The sequence below is a fragment of the Marinobacterium nitratireducens genome (genome assembly GCF_014645375.1).
GTDB lineage: Bacteria > Pseudomonadota > Gammaproteobacteria > Pseudomonadales > Balneatricaceae > Marinobacterium_A > Marinobacterium_A nitratireducens.
This window is the reverse complement of sequence record NZ_BMLT01000007.1, coordinates 61,154-80,620: the sequence shown is the minus strand read 5'-3', so window position 1 is coordinate 80,620 and position 19,467 is coordinate 61,154. Positions and strand designations below refer to the sequence as shown.

At 56.1% G+C, this 19,467-nt stretch carries 16 protein-coding genes; 8 read left to right on the top strand and 8 right to left on the bottom strand.

Annotated features, from left to right (window positions below; translation table 11 throughout):
• Positions 1-67: 67 nt before the first annotated feature.
• Together IEX85_RS14420 and IEX85_RS14415 are read left to right on the top strand one after the other, a co-directional pair.
• Positions 68-1,087 (top strand): aldo/keto reductase, encoded by a 1,020-nt coding sequence (locus tag IEX85_RS14420; protein ID WP_188861322.1) that lies wholly within the window; start codon positions 68-70, stop codon positions 1,085-1,087.
• Between the two features lie 96 nt (positions 1,088-1,183).
• Positions 1,184-1,627 carry a GlcG/HbpS family heme-binding protein gene (locus IEX85_RS14415; RefSeq protein ID WP_188861321.1) on the top strand — a complete coding sequence of 148 codons (444 nt, stop codon included), beginning with the start codon at positions 1,184-1,186 and terminating at the stop codon, positions 1,625-1,627.
• Between the two features lie 117 nt (positions 1,628-1,744).
• On the opposite strand, the gene IEX85_RS14410 is transcribed toward IEX85_RS14415, so the two are convergent.
• From IEX85_RS14410 to IEX85_RS14395, 4 genes are all read right to left on the bottom strand, one after another.
• Positions 1,745-2,764 carry an ABC transporter permease gene (locus IEX85_RS14410; RefSeq protein ID WP_229721933.1) on the bottom strand — a complete coding sequence of 340 codons (1,020 nt, stop codon included), beginning with the start codon at positions 2,762-2,764 and terminating at the stop codon, positions 1,745-1,747.
• A gap of 15 nt (positions 2,765-2,779) precedes the next feature.
• Positions 2,780-4,285 carry a sugar ABC transporter ATP-binding protein gene (locus tag IEX85_RS14405; RefSeq protein ID WP_188861320.1) on the bottom strand — a complete coding sequence of 502 codons (1,506 nt, stop codon included), beginning with the start codon at positions 4,283-4,285 and terminating at the stop codon, positions 2,780-2,782.
• Positions 4,286-4,292: 7 nt separating this feature from the next.
• Positions 4,293-5,255, bottom strand: coding sequence for an ABC transporter permease (locus IEX85_RS14400; RefSeq protein WP_188861319.1), 963 nt, complete (start codon positions 5,253-5,255; stop codon positions 4,293-4,295).
• Between the two features lie 91 nt (positions 5,256-5,346).
• A complete protein-coding gene (locus tag IEX85_RS14395; protein WP_188861318.1) occupies positions 5,347-6,456 on the bottom strand; it encodes a sugar ABC transporter substrate-binding protein in 1,110 nt (369 codons plus the stop codon).
• A gap of 305 nt (positions 6,457-6,761) precedes the next feature.
• Between IEX85_RS14395 and IEX85_RS14390 the strand changes: the two genes are divergently transcribed.
• From IEX85_RS14390 to IEX85_RS14370, 5 genes are all read left to right on the top strand, one after another.
• Entirely contained in the window at positions 6,762-7,544 is a 783-nt protein-coding gene (locus tag IEX85_RS14390; protein WP_188861317.1) for a 3-ketoacyl-ACP reductase, read from the top strand.
• Between the two features lie 37 nt (positions 7,545-7,581).
• Positions 7,582-8,409: a shikimate dehydrogenase family protein gene (locus IEX85_RS14385; RefSeq protein WP_188861316.1), complete on the top strand. Its 828-nt coding sequence runs from the start codon at positions 7,582-7,584 to the stop codon at positions 8,407-8,409.
• Positions 8,410-8,668: 259 nt separating this feature from the next.
• Positions 8,669-9,640, top strand: a complete 972-nt coding sequence (locus tag IEX85_RS14380; RefSeq protein WP_188861315.1) for a TRAP transporter substrate-binding protein — start codon at positions 8,669-8,671, stop codon at positions 9,638-9,640.
• Positions 9,641-9,703: 63 nt separating this feature from the next.
• The gene (locus tag IEX85_RS14375) at positions 9,704-10,204 is read left to right on the top strand and encodes a TRAP transporter small permease (protein ID WP_188861314.1); all 501 of its coding nucleotides are present in this window, start codon (positions 9,704-9,706) and stop codon (positions 10,202-10,204) included.
• A gap of 27 nt (positions 10,205-10,231) precedes the next feature.
• Complete coding sequence (locus tag IEX85_RS14370; protein ID WP_188861313.1) at positions 10,232-11,512, top strand: TRAP transporter large permease; 1,281 nt, start codon at positions 10,232-10,234, stop codon at positions 11,510-11,512.
• 652 nt (positions 11,513-12,164) lie between these two features.
• Here IEX85_RS14370 and IEX85_RS14365 read toward each other — a convergent pair.
• From IEX85_RS14365 to IEX85_RS14350, 4 genes are all read right to left on the bottom strand, one after another.
• Positions 12,165-13,133: a porin gene (locus tag IEX85_RS14365; protein WP_188861312.1), complete on the bottom strand. Its 969-nt coding sequence runs from the start codon at positions 13,131-13,133 to the stop codon at positions 12,165-12,167.
• A 774-nt stretch (positions 13,134-13,907) separates the two neighbouring features.
• The gene (locus IEX85_RS14360; RefSeq protein WP_188861311.1) at positions 13,908-15,419 is read right to left on the bottom strand and encodes a tripartite tricarboxylate transporter permease; all 1,512 of its coding nucleotides are present in this window, start codon (positions 15,417-15,419) and stop codon (positions 13,908-13,910) included.
• A 14-nt stretch (positions 15,420-15,433) separates the two neighbouring features.
• Positions 15,434-15,940 (bottom strand): tripartite tricarboxylate transporter TctB family protein, encoded by a 507-nt coding sequence (locus IEX85_RS14355; protein ID WP_188861310.1) that lies wholly within the window; start codon positions 15,938-15,940, stop codon positions 15,434-15,436.
• 56 nt (positions 15,941-15,996) lie between these two features.
• Positions 15,997-17,016, bottom strand: a complete 1,020-nt coding sequence (locus IEX85_RS14350) for a Bug family tripartite tricarboxylate transporter substrate binding protein (protein ID WP_188861309.1) — start codon at positions 17,014-17,016, stop codon at positions 15,997-15,999.
• Between the two features lie 818 nt (positions 17,017-17,834).
• Here IEX85_RS14350 and IEX85_RS14345 point away from each other — a divergent pair.
• A complete protein-coding gene (locus IEX85_RS14345) occupies positions 17,835-19,370 on the top strand; it encodes a sulfatase-like hydrolase/transferase (protein ID WP_188861308.1) in 1,536 nt (511 codons plus the stop codon).
• Positions 19,371-19,467 lie beyond the last annotated feature (97 nt).

The following is a 19,467-nucleotide window of genomic DNA, read 5'->3' as shown; positions in this document are numbered from 1 at the left end:
GCCACAAAGTATCTATTTGGTTACATTGCAATAGAATAAAGCCGCGATCGTCCACAGGAGACAAGATATGAAGCCTGCCACGCCACAGCGGTTCGGCCGAGTGGAGCTGAACGTCAGCGCCATGGGCTATGGCGCTGCCCCCATCGGAAACATCTTTCAACCCATTACCGAAGACGTATCAAGAGGCATGCTGAAAGCCGCCTGGGACGCCGGCCTGCGATATTTCGATACCGCGCCGATGTATGGCCACGGCCTGAGCGAGGCACGGGTTGGCGAGGCGCTGCGCTGGTATCCTCGTGACGAGTTCGTGCTCTCCACCAAGGTCGGACGCCTATTGACGCCCCGGCCCCGAAACGAGATCGATTTCTCGCCCTGGGTCGACGGGCTGCCATTCGCCATGCACTTCGATTACTCCTACGACGGCGCCAAGCGTTCAATCGAGGACAGCATCCAGCGCATGGGGCTGGAGCGCATCGACATCGCCTTCATTCATGATATCGATATCTTCACCCACGGCCCCGACGCGCAACCCGCCAGGTTTCGAGAAGCGATGGAGGGGGCCTACCGGGCGCTTGAGGACCTTCGACGCGAAGGTGTCGTCAAGGCAATCGGTGTCGGTGTCAACGAATGGGAAGTCTGTCATCGGGCACTGCAGCAGGGCGATTTCGACTGCTTCCTGCTGGCCGGTCGCTACACTCTGCTGGAGCAGGAGTCGCTGAACGAATTCCTGCCACTGTGCGAGCAGCGCAATGCCGCGGTGGTAGTAGGCGGCGGGTTCAACAGCGGGATTCTGGCAACAGGCGCCCGGCCCGGCGCCAAGTACAACTATGCGCCCGCCTCCGACGAGATCCTGCAGCGCGTATCCAGCATCGAAGCCGTGTGCAGCCGCTTCAACGTCTCGCTGCCGGCCGCGGCTCTGCAGTTCGTGCTGGCCCACCCGGCGATTCCGTCGATCATTCCCGGCACACGTTCGGTCGAGCAGCTGCAACAGAACCTCGCCTGGATCGCCGAGGAGATTCCGGCCGACTTCTGGCAAGCGCTCAAAGCGCAGAAGCTGATTCGCGAGGACGCACCCGTGCCGGGCTGACCCAGGTCTGAAATACCTCCCCGCCCCGCCGCCAAGGCGCGGCGCCTTCGGCGGCCTGCCCCCAGCGCCGCCTTTTTTTCAACTGCTGGAAACCCCATGAATTCTTTTGTCACCCATTACTTCATCAAGTCAGAGCTCGCCGGTAAGCTGGCCCAGGCCGCCATCGAGCACGCCCGGTCAACGAATATCGAAATCTGTGCCACCGTCTGCGACCCCGCGGGCCATCCGGTCGCCCTGTTGCGGACCGATCGGGTACGCCCACCCGCGATCGGCTTCGCCATCGACAAGGCCTATACGGCGGCGACCCTTCATACCTCTACCCAAGCCTTTCACGAGAGAGCTGCCAGCCGCCCGGCCCTGGCCATGGGGCTGGCGAACAGGGAACGCATACTGGTCTTTCCCGGCGGCCTGCCGATCTACGGCGATGGCCAGCTGATCGGCGGCATCGGCGTGTCGGGAGCAACCGAAACTGAAGATGTCGAATGCGCTCGCGCCGCCCTTGCAGCGCTCGGCCTGGCTGAATCACCCCAGGGAACCTGAGGTTGTCGATGAAAAAGCGCCGGTATTTGCCGGCGCTTTTTTTTTGTTCAGCGGGAACGAAAAAGCGGGCTCCATCCTTCGACAGAACCCGCCGCAAAGCCTGCAGATTATGGGCCGCTACTTGACTACCTTGACCTTGGAGCGGTCGATGGTCAGCGCGATGGCGGCGATCAGTACCACACCGAAGAAAATCTGTTGCGCCTCGGCCGGCACTTCCAGATAAGTCATGCTGGTACGAATCACCGCAACGATCAGCGCACCGATCAGGGTATTCAGCACCCCGCCAACACCACCGGTCAGCGGCGTTCCGCCGACCAGCACCGCAACTATCGCCGGCAGCAGAAACTGATCGGCCATGGTCGGGGAGCCGCCGGAAAGGCGGGTCGCCAGCATGACACCGGCCATGGCGGCGAAGGCTCCCGACAGCGCAAAGGTCATCACCTTGATCTTGGTCACCTTAAGGCCGCTGGCGACGGCCGCCAGCTCGCCCGAACCCACCGCCTTGAGGCTGCGGCCGAACACCGTGCGCCGTTCGATGAACAGCGCGATCAGCAGCAGCGCAAGGGCGACGAAGATCTCGTGGGGGATACCGGCAGTATTGCCGACCATCCAGCCCATGCTCTGCTCACGCAGGTCCGCGGGCATATAGGTCGAGCGCTGACCCGACACCACCTGACCGGTGGCATAGGCGATGCCCCCGACCGCGAGCGTGGCGATGAAGGACGCGATCTTGAACCGGGTGTGCACCAGGCCCGAAGCCATGCCAAAGACGGCACCAATGATCACTGCGGCCAGCGCGGCACCGATGCCGAAGCTCGGCAACAGCAAGGCCACGATGACGGTCGTCATGCTGGCGACGGACTGCGAGGACAGATCGATACCGGCAATATAGATTACGAAGGTCATCCCCAGCGCCATGATAAAGAGCGTCGAGATGTCCTGCGCCGTCTGCAGCAGGTTTTCGAGTTTCAGGAAGGCGGGATCGTAGAGACTGATCAGCGCCACCAGGCTGAAAAGCGTAATGTACGGCAGGTATTTGGTGACCTGCTCTTTCGAAATCGATTTGCGGCCACCGGCCGCTCTTTCTTCAGCTGAGACATTCATATCCGGAGCCTGCAGTATTTTATCTTTAGTCATCTTTCGCTCCAACATTCAGATCATGTAATGCAAAAGGTCGTACTGGTCGGGCTGGTGATCACCACCGCTTTCGAACCACTTCTGAATTTCGCCATCCTTGAAGACTGCGATGGTATGGGCCAGTCCAAGCGCTTCTTCGAGTGTATCGGCGATCAGAATGACACCGCAGCCGTCGTCGCACATTTCCCGCACCATGTCATAAACGTCTTCCTTGGCGCCGATATCGAGGCCACGGGTCGGATGGTCGAGCAAAATGATCTTGGCGCCGGCGCTGCGCCATTTCGAGAGCACAACCTTCTGCTGATTGCCGCCGGAAAGATTGCCGCAATGGGTGTCGATGGTGGCGGTCTTGATCGAAAGCTTGCTGACCCACTGCTCGGCCAGCTCGCGCTCGACACCTGATTTGAAAACGCCCCAGGTGCTGTAATCCTGCATGTTCGCCAGGGTCATGTTCTCGACCACCGACATGCCACCGACAATACCTTCGATCTTGCGCTCCCTGGGGATATAACCGACGCCACTGCGCACACCATTGAATGCGCTGAAGGCGCGCACCGGCTCACCATTTAAATAAAGCTCGCCGGCCGTGGGCTTATCGAGGCCGAAAATGCTGCGGATCACCCCTTCGGTACCGCAACCCTCGGTACCCACCAGGGCCAGCACCTCACCGGCACGAAGCTTCAGCGATACATCGCTGAACTCGCCTTCCTTGCCGAGATTGCGTGTCTCCACCAGCACCTTGTTCTGCTGGTAGGGATGCTTTTTGTCTTCGCGGTAATAGCGCTTGTCGATTTCACGACCGACCATCTTGTGCTGAATGGCATCGACGTCACAGCCGTCACTGTCGACGACATCGACCACTTCACCGTCCTTCATTACATAGATACGGTCGGAGAGCTCGATGACCTCGTCCATGCGGTGCGATACGAAAACGAAAGAGGCGCGGCTGCGCAGCTCACGGACCAGGTCGAACAGCAGTTCGATCTCCTTGCGCGGCAGCACCGAGGTCGGTTCGTCCAGCAGTATCACCAGATCACCTTCCACGCGCTCTTCGAGCGTCAGCACCTTGGCCAGCTCCACCAGCTGGCGCTGAGTGAAGGACAGCTCCGAGGTCGTGGTATAGGGATCGACGTCAAGCTTGACCTTCTTCAGCTGCTCGCACGCCGCCTGGGCCATTTTGCGCCAGTTGATGATGCCGAACTTCATGAACTGGGCTTCGAAGCCGAGAAAGATGTTCTCCATCACCGTCAGGTTGGTGATCAGCGACTGTTCCTGAAACACCATGCCGATGCCGTTTTCCATGGCATCGCGGGGATTCCTGAAGACCACCGGCGTGCCGTTGATCAGAACCTCGCCGCCATCGTGCTGGTAGGCACCGTAAATGACCTTCATCAGGGTCGACTTACCGGCACCGTTCTCGCCCACCAGGCCGACGATCTCGCCGCGCTTGATCTCGAAATCGATACCCTTGAGGGCCCGCACCCCGGGAAAGGTTTTTTCTACTTTTTTGAATTCCAGCATGGCACCCTCACTTCACGAGCTGAATGGCTTTACGGTTGGTGGCCAGGGCGACCGCAAGAATGACCAGCACCCCGAGCACTCCCTCCTGGATGTATGTCGGCAGACCGACCAGCACCATGCCGTTGCTGATAACGGCAACGATCAGCACGCCGACCAGTGTTTGCCAGACGCCGCCGATCCCGCCCATCAGCGCGGTTCCGCCGACGACCACTGAGGTAATCGACACGAACATGAAGCCGGTACCGAGGTTGCTGGCGACCGAGCCGATCTGAGCGACCGCGAACATCGCACCCAGGGCATAGAAGGCGCCGGCCAGCGCAAAGGCGATAATCCGAACTCGCTCGACCTTGACACCCGACGCGTGCGCCAGCTCTTCGCCGCCGCCAATGGCATAGAGGTTGCGGCCCAGAGCGGTCTTTTTCTGAATGAAATAGGCCAGTAGCAGAGCGGCAAATGCCACATAGACCATTAGCGGAAAACCAAAGAATCTTTCCGTCAGCAACAGGCGGAAAGCTTTATCGCTGGCAGAAACACGGACGCCACCGGTCATAACCATCGTCAAGCCGATACAGGAAAAACCGATACCGAGGCTCACCAGAAAGGATGGAATTTTGAGCTTGACGTGTATCAGACCGTTCACGAAACCGATCGCGACACCGAAAACAATGGCCACCGGAATCGCCAGAAAGCCCCACTCCACAAAACTGTTGAACTGGAGCATGACCACGGCCAGTGATGCACCACAGAAGGCCATTACCCCCTCCATGGAGAGGTCGATAGAACCCATGATGATGATGAAAGTGACGCCTATCGCCAGCATCAGCGGCGCTGCCGAGGACGTTGCCAGCCGCGCAAAATTACGCACTGAGAGGAAGTTGGGGTTGATAATCGATACGATGATACAAAGACTGAAAAGGACAATAAGAGGTGCCCATCTTTGCAGAAATTCTTTACTAAGTACCTTTGACATCTTATTGCCTCCAATACTGCATTTAGATTTATTGAATACAGGCAGCGAAAAATTGCGCATACGCTGCCTGCAGCAGCTATACCGCGGGATTTCAGACCTTGTCGTAAGTCATCTGCCCGCTGGAGTATTTCCAGTAATCCTTCCAGTCATATTCCGGAGTCTGCGCGATCTGATTGTCGTACCAGGCCTGGGCGTCCTGCTGGGTAATCATGATTGCCGGACCGAGGAACTCGCGGTGCGCATGCGGCTCATCCGACGGCTTGAAGCTGCCGACCGCGGCATGGTAGGCCAGTGACAGCGCGATTCCGCCGGCCCAGTAAGGGTTGGTGCTGACGGTGCAGAGTACTTCGCCCGCCATCACCAGCTTGACCACATCCGCGGTGCCGTCGTACGACACGATCGGGATCTCGCCGGCCAGGCCTTCGGCGCGCAGCGCCTCGATAATGCCCAAGGTCATGGAATCGTTGGAGGAAAAGACGCCCTTTATCTCGTCACCGAAGCGGGTCAGCATCGTGGACATGACGGTGTTGGCCTTGGAGGTACTCCAGTCAGCCGCCTGCCAGTCCAGCAACTCGACGTCCGGGTACTCTTCCAGCACCTTCATCAGACCCGCCTTGCGCTCGATGGCCGGCACGTTCGACGCGATGCCGCCGATACCGACGATACCGCCCTTGCCGCCGATCGCCTCGAGCAGAAGCCGGGCGGTATCCTGGGCAGGCTGGTAGTCGGACCAACTGATATGGCAGACATAGTTGTCGCCATAATCCCAGGGATGCAGATCGTCGGTCTTGTTCCAGATGGTGCTGACGAAACCGCCCTTGTCGGCGCAGGCCTCGACAATCGAGCGGGCATTCGGCGAGTCGTTGGCGTCGACCGCCAGAGCCAGATTACCGCCGGTCTTCGACAACAGCGCCTTGACGTCGGCAAGGATCTTCTCGTTGTTGCCGCCGTGAATCAGGTGCGTCAGATCCTGCCCCACCGACCTGGCGAAGCTCTCACCGCCGGAAACAATGGAATTCCAGTAAGGGTTATCGGGCGTGCGGTAGCCCCAGGCGAGCGTCGGCTTGGTCGATGCCACGGCGACGCCCATGGGGCCCAGCGCTGCAGCGGCCGCCACGCCACCGAAACCCATCGCACTGTTGAGAAGGAACTTGCGACGCGACAGGGTGCTTTCTTCGACGAACTTCTTGATAAACGACATGGTGGTTATCCTTTTTTTTCTGAACCACTCGGCCCCGATGGCTCCGGCGCGGAACCATCAGAAATCTACCAATAAATAACTAACCAGTTATTTAGATGTTTGCATTTATAGCACTCTGAAACGCGGTTATCAACACCCGTGAGGCGCTAACGCAGCTGCTGCGGTGTCATGTCCACAAGCGCCAGCGGCAATCGCCGGGCTTGACAGTATCACGGAATGATTATTATATAACTGGTTACTTACTTATTGATCGGCAGCCTGGATTGGTACAGGTGTACACGGCAATCTAATTGAGGGTTCAACTGATGACGAAGGTTACTCGACAGGTCGCATTCATAACCGGCAGCAGCCGAGGCATCGGCCGCGGCATTGCCCTGGCGTTGGCTGAGGCCGGCTTCGATATCGCCCTCAATGCCCGCAACGAAACAGCAGAGCTCGCCGCCACGGCTCGGGAGATTACCGACTGCGGCGTCAAAGTGGCGTGTGTCACCGGCGATGTCGGCCAAATTGATGCACACGAGGCCATGCTCGACCAGGTCGAACGCGACCTGGGCCCGCTGACCACGCTGGTCAACAACGCCGGCGTATCGGTATTCAGCCGAGGCGACCTGCTCGAGGTAACTGAAGCGAGCTACGACCACTGCCAGAACGTCAACGCCAAGGCGGTTTTCTTTCTCTGTCAGGCTTTCGCCCGCAGGCTGCTGTCACGCGAACGCACCAGCGACCTGGAGTACAGCCTCGTCAACATCAGCTCGTCCAACGCCGTAGCGGCGTCCATCGTTCGCGGCGAGTATTGCGTATCGAAGACAGCCGCGAGCATGACCTCCAAATTGTTCGCCGCGCGCCTTGCCGAAGACGGCATCGGCGTCTTCGACGTGCAACCGGGACTGATCGAAACGGACATGTCCCGCCTGGGCAAGAACAGCTACCAGAAACGTATCGACGAAGATGGCCTGACGCTGATCCGCCGCCTGGGCCAGCCCGAGGATATCGGTCGAATTGTACGCACCCTGGTGACCGGAGGCCTGCCCTATACCGCGGGCCAGGCCATCTCGGCCGATGGCGGCCTGCTGCTGCCTCGATTCTAGGCCGTGTAGCTGCCAAGCAATGATCAAGGAGTCCTCCATGAGTCTTACGGGTCCTGCCCTTTTGCATATTACCGGCACCACGCGGCTGTATCTGGTGGTGGGCGATCCCATCCGTCAGATCCGCTCCACCGAACTGTTCAACCGACTGGCGGCCGAGGGCGGCCACGACGCCGTGTTCGTCCCCCTGCAGCTGCCATCCGAACAGCTGAAGGCGGCGGTTCCTGTGCTTCGCAGCTGTCCCAATCTGGCCGGCATTATAGCCACCATTCCGCACAAGCCGGCCCTGCTGAACCTGGTTGACCAGGCTTCAGAGCAGGCCCGGCTGGTGGGCGCGGTGAATGCCATCCGCCGCGATTCCGACGGTCGTTGGATCGGTGAAATCTTCGACGGCGAAGGCTACCTGAACGGTCTGCTGGACTGCGGCGTCGAGCCGGCCGGCAAGTCCGCCCTGGTGGTGGGAACCGGCGGCGCCGGTTGCGCCGTCGCCGTATCGCTGGCGCGACGTGGCGTGAACAGGCTCTGCCTGGTCGATACCGACGACGACAAGGTCGAGTCGCTGGTCCGGCGCCTTCGCAGCGCCTTCCCGAGCCTCGATATCCGCAGGGGCTCTTCCGATCCCTCCGGCTTCGACATCGTCACCAACGCCACGCCACTGGGGATGCGTGCAACCGACCCGTTGCCCCTTGACGCTGACAAGCTGACCGCCGGCCAGGTCGTCGCCGACATGATCATGGCTCCGCCGGTCACGCCGCTGCTGTCACAGGCCCGAGCCACCTGCTGCACGGTCGTCGAGGGTCATAAGGCGCTGCTGGGACAGGCAATGGCCATCAGCCGGTTTTTCGGTATGGAACCGGCCCGGAGCTGAGCGTTTTTACCGGCCGTGAAGGCAAGACGCCCCGACGAGGCCATCCTGCAGACGCCTGAGGCCGGACGCCGAAATCATCAACCCGCCCCAGTGGCAAACTCATGAAGCAGGGAGGCTTCATCATTGGCCGCAAGCCAATGTGAACGCCATGGACACGCGCACCTGCGCGCGTTTCTGTGGTGTGGCGTGCCAGCAGGCAGGGAAGCTGTTGGCACGCCCGGTCAATAGCAGAAACCAAGTGCACTCAAAGGAACACAATATGAAAAAAATCCTTCGCATGCTCCCCGCCGCCGTCATCGGCCTTTCGCTCTCCACCCTGGCCGGCGCGCTCGAGCTAACCGTTGCCCATGTCAACCCACCGGGCGAAGCCTCTCACGAGGCCTTCAACGAGCTGGCCAGGCAGTTGCAGGATAGCAATGCCGGTATCGAGCTTAAGATCTTCCCGCAGGGTCAGGTCGGCGGCGAAAAAGACGCCGTCGAGCAGGTTCAGATCGGCGCCATTTCGATGACCACCGTCGCCAACGCCAACCTTTCGGCTTTCGCACCCAGTGTCGGCGTCTTCGACATTCCGTTTATTTTCCGCGATGCCGACAGTCACCCCTGGGCCGTGGTCGACGGCCCCATCGGCGACGAGGTCTCCAGCAAGGTCGAGGCCGAAGCCGGCGTCGAGGTACTGGGCTGGTGGAGTGCCGGTATGCGTCACCTCTTTACCCGGGAAAAAGCCGTCGAGTCCCCTGCGGATCTGAAAGGTCAGAAAGTCCGTGTCATTGGCAGCCCGGTTTATATCGACACCTTTAACGCCCTCGGCGCCAAGGCGACACCGATGCCCTACGGCGAGGTCTATACCGGGCTGGCAACGGGTGCCATCGACGGCGCCGAGAATGACAGCTCCGGCTATCGCAATATGCGTTTCTACGAGCAGGCCCCGAACTATACCCTGACCGGCCATTTCTTCCTGTTCAAGCCGGTGGTCGCCAACAAGGCCGCGCTGGAAGCGCTGTCCCGAGAGCAGCGCGCTGAGTTCGACCGGATCTTTGCCGACGTCACCGCCTATCAGCGCAAGCTGGCGGTCGACAACTTCCAGCAGGATATCGAAACCCTGAAGTCTCAGGGCGTTAAGGTGGTCGAGCCGGATCGCAGCGCCTTTATCACGGCGGCCCAGCCGGTGATCGACCAGTACGCCGAGAAATTCGGCACGGACCTGGTACAGCGCATTATCGCCACACACTGATGCCCGCCACTGCGACCGGCGCACTCTGCGACGGTCGCGACACCTTTACAGAGGTATCGCACATTGAAAGCTCTTGCCAACTCTCTCAACTGGCTCGAACACCGCATTCTTCATCTTGAGGGGCTGTTCATCGCCCTGGCCATGACGGCGTTGATCGTGGATCTGTTTCTGCAGGTACTTTTCAGGTTTCTGCTGGACCAGCCCCTCGACTTCACCGAAGAACTGGCGCGTATCCTCTTCGCCTGGCTGGTTTTTGTCGGCGCCGCCCATGCGCTCTATCACGCCCAGCACTTTGTCGTCGACCTCGTGTATGACGCCCTGCCTCCACGCGCCCAGTCAATCGCCGGCTACCTGGTCGACGGCGTTGTCGCACTCTTTGTCCTGACCCTGGCCTGGGTCGGGTTCAGGGCAGTGCTGTCGGGCTCGGGGGCGATCCTGCCGGTACTGCAGATACCCGCAAGTGTACAGACGCTGGCAATGCCTGCGGGAATGGCACTGATGGTCTTCCATACCCTTGTCATGCTGTTCAACCGACGCCATGTCGGCGACGCCTTAGCGACCTGACGGCACTGTCCACGGAGATTCCGAATCATGTTCGAACCCACCAGCCTCGTCTTTATACTGACCGTCGCGCTATTGCTGCTGCGAGCACCGATCTTCGTCGTACTCGGCACGCCCGCGATCTATTACCTCTGGAGCAAGGGCATCCCTCTGGCCCTGGCACCGCAGCGCCTGATCGGCACCGTCAACGAATCGATCCTGCTGGCCGTGCCGATGTTCATGCTGGCCGGCCGGCTGATGAACCAGTTCGATGCGACAACCCGCATCTTCGACCTGGCTCAGGCACTTGTCGGTCATATCCGGGGCGGGCTAGGCTTTGTCGCAGTCAAGGCATCGATGATCTTCTCCGCCATGTCCGGCTCCGCGGCCGCAGACGCCGTTGGTGTCGGCACCATTACCGTACGGGCAATGAAAGACCGTGGCTACGACCCCTCATTCGCCGCCGCCGTGACGCTGTCGTCCGCGACGCTGGCGCCTGTAGTCCCCCCCTCCATCATCATGATTATCTACGGCGCCAGTGCCAACGTCTCGATCGGAAAACTCTTCGTCGGTGGCGTACTGCCGGGCCTGCTGATGTCCAGCTTTCTGCTGCTGACGGTGGCCTATCTGAGCTGGCGGCGCCAGTACCCCAAAGGAGAGGCCTTCTGCTGGCGACGCCTGGCGACCGCGTTCAGCCGGTCGCTACTGGTGCTGATGACGCCGATCATCATCATAGGTGGCATTTTCACAGGCCTCTTTACCCCGACCGAAGCCAGTGTCGTCGCCGTCGTCTACGTGCTGCTTCTCGGTCTCGTCTATCGCAAGATCGAGTGGAAGACCCTGTATCAAACCCTGCTCAGCACCGGTACCGCGGTCGGCGCCCTGATGCTGGTGGTCAGTATCTCCGGTCTGGACGCCTGGGTGATCGCGCGCGAACAGATTCCCCAGCTGCTGGCGGCTTCGGTCACCGAACTGACCGACAGCAAGACGGTGGTGATGCTGCTGATACTGGCTGTGGTGCTGTTTCTGGGACTTTTCATGGATGCGACACCGATCATTCTGATGCTGGTTCCGGCGGTGATGCCGCTGGTCACGGCCTTTCAGATCGACCCGATTCATTTGGGCGTTCTGTTCTGCATCATGTGCGTCGTCGGACTGATCACGCCACCCGTCGGCATCGCCCTCTACGGTGTGGCCATGGTCTCCAACCTGCCGATCGAACGGGTGTTCTGGGCCTCGCTGCCCTTCTTCGTCATGCTACTTTTATCTCTTGGGTTGATGCTGCTTGTCCCGCAGATCATCACCTTCCTGCCCAACCTGCTTATCAGCTAGTAGAAACGCAGCCTCGAGGCTTGCCCCTTGGTACCGGGCAAGCCTCCGTGTGGTGATCAAGCATTGTGCCCTCTGGAAGGGTTCTACAGGCGCCTTGCCGAAGAGAGTATCGGTCGAATTGTACGCACCCTGGTGACCGGAGGCCTGCCGAGCAATCACCAAGGAGCCTGAATGAATCTTATGGGCCCCGCTTTTTTTGCACATTACCCGCGCGACACGGGTGTCTCTCGTGCATCCGTCAGATCCGCTCCACCGAACTGTTCAACCGACTGGCGGCCGAGGGCGGCCACGACGCCGTGTTCGTCTCCCAGCAGCTGCCATCCGAACAGCAGAAGGCGGCGGTTCCTGTGCTTCGCAGCTGTCCCAATCTGGCCGGCAATCACTCTACAACTTTGAAAATCAGATGCTGTGAGCACAGGGATCCTGGCTCGCTAGCGATGCATGGCAAACACTGAAAAAGACGACAGTTGTTTCGGCCAAACTTCTATATTATCTGCCGAAAGCTATGTCAAAAGAGCAGCACGGCAGGAATGATCCTGCCGTGCTGAGAAGGGAACAATAATTTTCGCAATTTTTAATAATCAGCAACAACTACCACTGACTATTACGCGAAAACGATAATATTTATTCTGATCCGCGCAAATGCAAATCGTTAGAATGCGAGAGCGTAGCTTAGCGTAATGTAATCAACGTCATCCTGGCTGGAGTTATCCAGATCCTTCACAGAGTACTCCGCTTTAACCGAAGCTTTTTTGCCCAACGCATGCGCGACCTGAAACGCATAGGTGTCGAAATCGTTGTTGCCACCTCCGGCAACGTAGTTCTTGTTGTAGCCGGCTTTGAGTTGGGTATTACCGATCGTATAGGCCGCACTCAGGAAGAACATTTCATCTTCGGCGCCGGCCTGCTCCTGATGTTCGTAGGTACCATACAGCTGCAGGTCGGCAATCGAGTACGTGGCGCCAACACCCCACAGTTCGATGTCATCGCCGCCAGAATGATCAATAGCACCGTTGTCGTAGTTGCCGTCTACCTCTGTGTAGGCAACAGACAGGTCCAGTGCAGAGAGACTATAGTTGAAGCCGAGCTGCCAGGCGTCGACATCACTTTCCTTGTCGCTACCCGCAGCGTCAATCACAAGGCCAGCATACCCTTCGAAACCACTCATTCTGGGCGTCACGTAATACGCCGCGTTGCCGACGCGGTCAGGCGATTTAGCATTATGCTTGGAGCTAATAAAGATATCGGCTTTCTTAATAGCCGCTCCAAGGTTGTCCTGCCTGCCTAACTCCACGATACCGAAATCCCCTTCCAGGCTGACGTTTGCTTTTCGCAATTGCACATCGTTCACAGCGTTGCCCTGGAAAGCGGCATCGTCATCACTACCGTTAGCGTCGAACCGCCATTCGATCTGGAATCGAGCCTCAACACCATCCCAGTTCTCCAGCGCATCAGCTCCCTTAACGCCCAACTGTGCCTTATCGACGTATAGGTTTGCATCCTGACCGTCTACAAACTGCAACCTTGTTTCAGTCACACCGTAGAGGGTAGCATCGGCTTGAGCTGTAACAGATGCCGACATCGCGCCAGCGACTGCAAGAGTGATTAGTGCCTTTTTCATCGGGAGTTCCCTTATTTATTTAATTTTATAAGTGGTGAGTTACAGCCTTTCACGGAACCTATTAGCGCTCTTAATGAAAAGCTACCGATACAGCCCCAACGACTAATGGAAAAAATATTAACGAGCAACGTTCGCAAGCTATCTATGCCTGATACTCGCAGTTACAGTTCCAACATCAGAGGCGCTGAATTTATAAATACCCTTTAAAAGCAACATATAACTAACTAGTTATTTCGTGCCGATATTTATAGCACTCTTAATAGCGGTTATCAACACCATAAACCTGACTTCCGATAAGTAATTAAGACCGGTATATCCCACCGATACCCAAAGCGGCCGGATTCGTTCTGGAGACATAAATAATGGAAAAAGGCTAATCACTAGGGCGCCGCGTCCTGTAAATAGGACACGAAAGCCACAGTCGATCAGTACACTGCCGTGATCGATTTACCGGTTGAAAAACCGCATCAACTGGTCGACCTGGCGCTGTCTGTAGTGTTGAATAGCCGACCTCGACGAGAAGGCGAGGATAAGGTGAAAACGCTGGCCAACAAGCATGACGTGCGGGATGGATGTACGGGATAAGAGCGAAATCCCCTGGTTGCAACCCCGCTGACGGCAGGTCGCATCAGTTCACAAACCCCGGGGGGGTGGTATTGGGTAATGCGCCTGCATCCGTATGCAGGCAACAGCCCGCCCGGCCTGAGTCGGGTCTGCTCAATCAACAACCACCGTCAAAGCGAGTGGTTGTTGATTTACGCAGTAATTTTCGATTCATGTCTTGCGACGAGCCATTTTCGACAGGAAATTAAGTGGTTTTAACTTTTTAGGCATAAAAATCAACATAAGAAGTGCAACATTAATAAGCATAACTGTCGCACTTATCGGTCGATCAAAAAATACACCATAGTCACCGCCAGAAAATATAAGAGATCGCCTCAGGTTTTCTTCGCAAAGCGGACCCAGAACAAGACCAATAACAACCGGCGCCAACGGGAAGTCATATTTTCTCAGAAAATATCCCACCACACCAAAAAGCAGCATGGTCCACAAGTCGAACATCGATGACTGTAGCGAATAAGTACCTACAGTTGACAGCAGCACTATGATCGGAATGAGGTACCTCTTTTTCAGGTTAACAACGGACGAAAATACAGGTGCCAACCAGATACCGATAAAAATGAGTACTATATTTGCAAAAATATAAGCCAAGAATATCCCGCCGACGACATCCCCATTTTTTTCGAACAAATCAGGCCCCGGGAAAAAGCCCAACAGGATAAGGGATCCCATCAGAACCGCACAGACAGCATCCCCTGGTACAGCCAAAGCGAGTGAAGGTATCAACGAACCGCCACAGCAGGCATTATTCGCCGACTCAGTCGCAATCACGCCACCTGCCTCACCCTCACCATAGTGCTCGCCGGGCTTGGCATGTGCTTTCGCTACTGCATACGAGGTGAAGGAGGAAATGACTCCACCTGCGCCGGGTAGGGCCCCAAAGAAGGTACCTATCAGACTAGACCGCGTCAGATTAATAGGATTCTTGATCACCTGTCTTATCGAAGAGAATGATACTCGCACCGACCCAACTTTCTTGCTTGTATTAAGGCCGCCACTCTCAATCTCACGAAACACTTCTGAAAACGCAAACAGCCCCACGATGATTGCGACAAGATGAAATCCAGCCAGCAAGAAATCCGAATCAAATGTAAAACGGTTAAACTGGGTAAATTTATCGGCCCCAACTGTTGCCAGCAACAATCCCAAACAAGCAGCCATTAAACCCTTCAATGTTGACTCACGGGAAACAACAGCAATACTGATCATTCCCAGCAGCGTGAGTGCAAAGTATTCAAAAGGACCGAAATTCAGTGCAAAATCCGCCAGGACCGGCGACAGCAATATCAACACCACACCACCAATCAAACCACCAAGGGCTGATGAAGATATGGCCAGACCGACAGCCTCGGCCGCGCGACCCTTTTGCGCCATGGGATAGCCATCCAGCAAGGTGGCTGCAGCGAGGGGCGTACCCGGAATACGCAGGAGAATGGCTGAGATTGCACCACCACAACTACCGCCAACATAGATGGCGATTAACAACCCCATACCGACTACCGGTTCCAAATAGAACGCAACCGGCGTCAGCAGAATAATTCCCATTAATGGCCCCAGACCTGGCAATACACCGATAACCAGCCCCAGAAAACATCCCAATGCTGTCAACGCCAGACCAGACGGCGTAAAAAACAACTCAAACCCAGAGGAGACATTATCAAACATGATCAGTCCAACCGCTAGAAATTAAAATTCAAACCCATAATTCCGACAGGCAATATGACATCCAGCGCCTGCTCAAAAAACAGAGACATTGCGATGGAAGAAAACAGGCCCAGCAGACATGAACTCCACCAGCGAGCTCCAAGGATATAGAAAAGCAACGCCATTAAAACCGGTGTCGCCACGTCGTAGCCCACGCTTTTTAATACAAGCAGATATACAACAAATACGACAACACACAAAAGTCCCTTTATTAAGTGATCAGGACTGATTTTATCATGCTCTTCAGAGTCAAACTCACCTGAACTCAGATCCCGGTTAAAAAATACTTTAATGATATTCACCAATGCTAGAAATATCATTATACAGGCAGCTATTCTCGGAAACAGAGCGCTATCAGAAAGAGCATCTCCACCCGCGACTCCAGCGTCATCAAAAGTCGTTAGAGTCTGGTAAATAACCCATACCCCCAACGCAAGGAAAAGAGTCGATACTACCGCCTCACCCGATCTTAATGATTTCACTTGTACCCCCAATACATAAACCCTGCAACTGGTTAGCCACAGGGTTTAATGTAGACTTACTTATTAAGTTCTTGAATTTTAGACTTTTCCCAACTGAGTGCAGCCACAGCAGTTTTCACTTGTTCCTCTGCGCTGGAAACAACATCTTCGTACTGGTCCGCGGTATAACCATTCAGCACAAAGCCTAGCTCGGAGACTTTCTTACGTACATCAGGACGATTCAGCGCTTTGGCCTGCGCATCACGAAGCACGGCTACAACGTTGTCCGGCGTGTCTTTTGCGACAAGCCACCAAGTCCAACCCAAAGAGCCTATTCCGGTGAGACCAAAGTCGATACCGTAATCCTTGATTGTCTTGGCACCGTTATACCACTCGCTAGAAGCAGGATTATCGGACAGTACGACCTCGACCCGAAGTTTCGATTCGTTGGCCTTATAAATCCCCGGTGTCACCACCATCCAGTCCAAGATACCGCTACGCAGATCTTTCACAGCATCGTTAGCCTCGGCATATGGCACATGTCGACTAACCGAGTCGGAATGCTGCATCAGCTTGGCCCCAACCATATGGGGCATTGCCACTTCGGGCCCACCAGAATAACGGGTTTCCCCAGGATGAGCTTTCACGTACTCGATAAAGGAGGTCAGATCGCTCCAGCGTGTCTCATCTGCCCGCGAAACCAGAGCCATACTGAAAGAATGCGAGAAATGCAACGGAGTGAAGTCACGGAATGTATAGCCCGCATCACCATTCAGCGGCCCCATGATCAATGGTGCCTGGTAACCATCGATAGTCGTATAACCATCTGCAGGCTCATTCATGGCTGCTTTAAAGGCATTCTGGCCGCTAGCGCCTGGCTTGGAAAGCACCACCATCTTTTCACCCAGCTCTTCCCCCATAGCCTCGGCGATGATCTGGCTAGCAGCGAATGTCGTTCCACTGGCATTCCAGGGGTAGTAGTGTTGGATTCGACGCTCTGGAAATTCATCTGCCTGCAGGGGACCACTTGCCAGTGAGGCCAATACCACTGTCGTTGCAGCACAAATACCTGTCGCGAAAATGTTTCTAATGCCCATACTTTTCTTCTCCTTATTAGCTATCGCCAAGCATCTAACCCAGTAGAAGCGCCCACCGGCTCCAGACCTAACTAACTAATCAGTTAGTTACTAATAGGTTGCCCTCCCTATGGTGAAATGTCAATACCTTACTTGATCATCCGTAGCAGTGGCCGTAGTCATGCCAACGCTACATTCACAATTATGGATGCAAGATCTCAGAAGATGCGGGCATCGTAAAAAGAGGGTTCAGGCAAAAGCTCTACCCTGCGGAGTCGTGCGGCAATGCACCGCTGGTACCAGGCAACGTCGAATGGCAACGCCATATAGCCTGCACCAAGCTGCCGCCGACCAACTGGCTCCAGGCCCTGCACCTGCCAACCCAGCGTAGGCCGGCAGGTCATCTCGGATATGGAGCTGAAGCGCTGCTTGACGGGCGTTAACGACGACGTCGCCTGGATGGCAGAACACAAGCGGCTCCCGGGGATGTCATACCGCCGACGACCGCAATCCCATCAGCGGTATTGTCCAGCTTGATGACGTGTACTGGGGCGAAGTGCGGCGTCTCGGATTGTCTGGCGCCACCCGCCGCCCGCCGCCCGCCGCCCGAGCAGCGGGAACCGGACACCTACGCTCAGTCCATCGTGACCACCAATACTGTCCCGTTTTAGCAACCCGCCTGCTTCTAACGCTTCAGGAATCTACACTATCCAAAAGTAAAGGTGACGCTTCGCTGATCTACCTGGATGACATGGCAACAATTGACACGACAGATCGATTCTGATAATAATGCACTAACTAGTTAGTTATTACTGACGAATGCAAACTGGAGTTCCCCGATGACGAAGCCCAATTTTATTTTCATTATGACCGACACCCAGGCCACGAACATGGTTGGGTCGTATTGTGGTCAGAACCTGCGCACGCCAAACATAGATAGACTTGCAAAGGAAGGTGTCAAATTTGAGCGAGGCTATACGACTAACCCACTGTGCACGCCTGCTCGAGCTGGAATTTTTACCGGGATTTATTCGCACAGCACAGGTTCATGGACCAATAACCTTTCGCTAAGTGATAACGTAAAGACGATGGGCGAGCGCTTTCGGGATCTCGGTTATCGTACCCCCTATGTAGGCAAGTGGCATCTCGAAGGTCACGACTATTTTGGAACCGGTGAAGTCGGTAGGGGCTGGGAGAGTGAATATTGGTACGATGGCAAGAACTACCTCGACAACCTTACGGAAGAAGAGATTACGTTCTGGCGTAAAGGTGGCGACACTCTGGAAAAATTGAAAAGTCGTGATGTCAAAGAGGACTTTACCTGGGGTCATCGTATTTCCGACCGGGGTATAGACTTCCTTAAGAACCATGATGGATCTGACCCTTTTCTGTTAGTACTTTCATATGATGAGCCTCATCATCCCTATACGTGCCCACCAGAGTTTGTCGAACCATTCAAAGATTTCGAATACGATATTGGTCCGGCCGGCAACGATGATCTGGCAGGAAAGCCAGCTCATCAGAGGGAATGGGCAGAAGCCGCTCCATGTAAGTATGATAGCGCCCAGCAAGTAGGGTCGAAGGTCCGTTTCCCGTTGTACTTTGGATGCAACAGTTATGTAGATTACGAAATCGGCCGAGTACTGGCCGCGGCCGAACGCTATGCTCCGGAAAATACCTATATTATCTACACCTCAGACCATGGCGAAATGATGGGAGCACATCAACTCTGGGGTAAAGGCAGCTGTAGTTACGAAGAGATTACCCATATTCCCTATATCATTCGGCCGCCTAAAACCGAGGCGAGCGGTACAGTTGTCAACACACCGGTAAGCCATATCGATCTTCTGCCCACCATGCTGGATCTTGCCGGCGCGGATATCCCCCCCATACTCCATGGACGAAGCCTGCAGCCGCTGCTTGGTAAGGATGCAGAGGAGCCGAATTGGGATGTATTTCTGGAGTTCAATCGATTTGAAATCGAGCACGACAGTTTTGGTGGCTTCAAACCTCTCCGCGCTATTGTGAGCGGTGACTATAAGCTGACGATCAATCTCCTCAGTACCGACGAGCTTTACGATCTAAAAACCGACCCGAGCGAGATGCATAATCTCATCGACTCCGAGGAACACGCCGACATCAGAAATGCGATGCATGAAAGGCTAATCGACTGGATGTACGAAAAACGCGACCCCTTCCGCGGGCCGGAATGGGAGCGCCGTCCGTGGCAACCCAAACGCAGCCTGAGGTGGATGGGTAAATTCCGTCCCCGTCCCGCCGACGGTTATGCGCCAGTGGTTCGTGACTATGATACCGGATTACCGACCAAGGGTATCAAGGTCGAATTCGAGAGTGGAAGTCCTGTTATAGAATGATTTTCATCTCAATACTGTAAAGGCTTGCAGCGTGAGCCAGAATCGCGGCGCAGTTTCGAAGGCAAGCTGTTGGCCAGTCGAGAAGCTGCAACAAAGC

Coding starts and splice junctions, on each gene's coding strand:
- IEX85_RS14420 (WP_188861322.1), top strand. CDS start 68: ATGAAGCCTGCCACGCCACAGCGGTTCGGCCGAGTGGAGCTGAACGTC.
- IEX85_RS14415 (WP_188861321.1), top strand. CDS start 1,184: ATGAATTCTTTTGTCACCCATTACTTCATCAAGTCAGAGCTCGCCGGT.
- IEX85_RS14410 (WP_229721933.1), bottom strand. CDS start 2,764: ATGACTAAAGATAAAATACTGCAGGCTCCGGATATGAATGTCTCAGCT.
- IEX85_RS14405 (WP_188861320.1), bottom strand. CDS start 4,285: ATGCTGGAATTCAAAAAAGTAGAAAAAACCTTTCCCGGGGTGCGGGCC.
- IEX85_RS14400 (WP_188861319.1), bottom strand. CDS start 5,255: ATGTCAAAGGTACTTAGTAAAGAATTTCTGCAAAGATGGGCACCTCTT.
- IEX85_RS14395 (WP_188861318.1), bottom strand. CDS start 6,456: ATGTCGTTTATCAAGAAGTTCGTCGAAGAAAGCACCCTGTCGCGTCGC.
- IEX85_RS14390 (WP_188861317.1), top strand. CDS start 6,762: ATGACGAAGGTTACTCGACAGGTCGCATTCATAACCGGCAGCAGCCGA.
- IEX85_RS14385 (WP_188861316.1), top strand. CDS start 7,582: ATGAGTCTTACGGGTCCTGCCCTTTTGCATATTACCGGCACCACGCGG.
- IEX85_RS14380 (WP_188861315.1), top strand. CDS start 8,669: ATGAAAAAAATCCTTCGCATGCTCCCCGCCGCCGTCATCGGCCTTTCG.
- IEX85_RS14370 (WP_188861313.1), top strand. CDS start 10,232: ATGTTCGAACCCACCAGCCTCGTCTTTATACTGACCGTCGCGCTATTG.
- IEX85_RS14365 (WP_188861312.1), bottom strand. CDS start 13,133: ATGAAAAAGGCACTAATCACTCTTGCAGTCGCTGGCGCGATGTCGGCA.
- IEX85_RS14360 (WP_188861311.1), bottom strand. CDS start 15,419: ATGTTTGATAATGTCTCCTCTGGGTTTGAGTTGTTTTTTACGCCGTCT.
- IEX85_RS14350 (WP_188861309.1), bottom strand. CDS start 17,016: ATGGGCATTAGAAACATTTTCGCGACAGGTATTTGTGCTGCAACGACA.
- IEX85_RS14345 (WP_188861308.1), top strand. CDS start 17,835: ATGACGAAGCCCAATTTTATTTTCATTATGACCGACACCCAGGCCACG.